The 2,099-nt window shown below is 40.1% G+C and carries 3 protein-coding genes; all 3 read right to left on the bottom strand.

Annotated features, from left to right (window positions below; all coding sequences use genetic code 11):
* Positions 1–74: 74 nt before the first annotated feature.
* A complete protein-coding gene (locus tag ACRDDY_RS04540) occupies positions 75–473 on the bottom strand; it encodes a type IV pilus modification PilV family protein (protein WP_178088180.1) in 399 nt (132 codons plus the stop codon).
* Positions 463–1,512, bottom strand: coding sequence for a hypothetical protein (locus ACRDDY_RS04535; protein ID WP_438563783.1), 1,050 nt, complete (start codon positions 1,510–1,512; stop codon positions 463–465). The genes ACRDDY_RS04540 and ACRDDY_RS04535 overlap by 11 nt, the downstream gene beginning before the upstream one ends.
* Positions 1,509–2,099, bottom strand: a 591-nt coding sequence (locus ACRDDY_RS04530) for a hypothetical protein (RefSeq protein ID WP_438563782.1), incomplete at its 5' end; no start/stop codon positions are given. The genes ACRDDY_RS04530 and ACRDDY_RS04535, both read right to left, overlap by 4 nt.

Genomic DNA, 2,099 nt, shown 5'->3' with positions numbered 1-2,099 from the left:
GCCTGACTAAGTCAGCATATATGCCCACAAAAAATGTTACGCATCATCACTGAAATACGACCACGCGCCTGAACCTACTGATACACTCCACTGCCCATTTGGGCAATCATCAAACGGCTAAGTTTTTGATAACGTAAACTTTGCGCCTCTCCACGATAAGAGTAATTAACTGACACGGTATATCGACCTGCACCATTAATTTCAATGCGTTCACAGTTTATGACAAAGTCAGTGTCTAGTTCTTTAACTATCTGTTGAGCAGGGCAAGCGAGGAGTGATGGACTAGACTTCATCTTAGATGCAATAATTTCTAATTGATTATTAGCTATCCGTACGGCTCGCTTACTTAAATCGACCTCTTCATACGCCCTTACCTGCTGGCGTTGATACTGCACTAAAGCAACTGAAGAAATACCTAGCACCAATACAGCAATTAACACTTCTATTAGTCCAAACCCTCGATTAATAATCACGCCAAGTACCTCGAGTAAATCCCAATGTAGACAGATTATTATCTATAGCATCCAGCAATGCTTTGTCATACAACATGGTTAACGACCCTGTAGTAGTACTGAATCCAGAATCAGTAATCAAAGCTCCTGTAATATTAAAACTTCCCTTAAGCCCCAATGTACTACTGGGGCCATTTTTATCAATAAAAACAAACATCCCAGCCAGCGTTAATGAACCGCCAAGATCACCTAAAGCTAGGGTTGGTGATGTACTCCCCGATAAATTCTCTATCACAAATGTAATTGGTTTAACTTGGTTTGCGATACCAGCCGAAATTGTCGTCGGTAATTTACACACCGGCTCATCCATAATCAGCCATACATTCTTATTTTCATTGAGATACTTGCTAGGAGCTGGCAGTTTAGAAAAATCATCACATGTCATCTTTTTGAATACTGTATTGGATGAGGTAAATCCGTCGCCTAAATAATAATCTGAAGGGAGCGTTTCTTTTAAATGGTCAGCTTGAGGTTTTTTTGAATTTGGTTCCGTAGCGTCAGAACCTGTAATAGTGATATTTCCACCAGAAACAATACTGTTCACACCACCAGTAATCATAACTGTACCACCAAGAACAACAGCGCCTTTGGAGATAAAAGCAGAATCTGGGGTCTCAACAAACCCTTGCAACTTCATTATATTGTGCTTGATAATATAGCGAATGCTTGAGCTGACATCACTTCCGCGCCCTGTAGAGTTAACAACAAAGTTACTTGATGCACCACATTTGGTTACACTCACGTCAACTAAGGGTTCTGAACAAGATATTGGATTAATCGCAGCTTGCAGATCAGCTGGTTTTTTACCTGCCAACCACATGCGAGCGCAAGTCAAACCAGATTGCGCATTATTATAGGCTTCTAATGCTATAACACTTTCCTGCTCACTTTTTACTCTCTGGTAGGTTTGATGCCCTGCGGTAAGAACCGCCATGGCAGCTAATAACATTATGATCAGAACTACCGTTAAAGTAGCAAAACCATTTTGATAAGGTTTCATCGTAACGGGTTCTCCAAAGTAATAGTTTGCTTGATTTCACCTCGAACCGCTGGATTACTAACTAACACAGCTCGTATATTTAATTGATAGCGAGGATAAATTACTGCATTATCGCCACTACCAACAATTTCATTAGAATCATTAGAATCAGTCGTTCTCGTTAATGAAAAAGCCTCAATTCGCATAAAACGTGAATCAGTTATCGCCTCCCAATTACCTTTTGAGTTATTACATAGCGCACCTGAAAATACACTGTCATTACATGACACTTGCCCTGGCTGTAATCCGACACCAGGCCGAACACAGTCAAAGACAGGTTGAGATACTGCATTTTTCATTGTGGTATTGGTCATTTCAATGACATTATCTTTTTTCCGATACCCAAAAATCTCACCCAATGGATACTTAGTGTTATTTTTGTCATTCAAAAAACAATCCGTATCTGGAAGTTTGGCACCGACACAACCATCCATATTCAAATCATAAGTAAAAACAATGCACTCACCCACTGATGCGATGTAGTTTCTGAAGTAAGCTTTACCACTAGCGGGGAGCCCCTGTTCATGAACCGAAAAAAAATCAACATT

The sequence above is a fragment of the Clostridium sp. genome (assembly GCF_051656525.1).
In the GTDB taxonomy this organism is placed as follows: Bacteria; Bacillota; Clostridia; order Clostridiales; family Clostridiaceae; genus Clostridium.
This window is presented reverse-complemented; position numbering and strand designations above follow the sequence as displayed.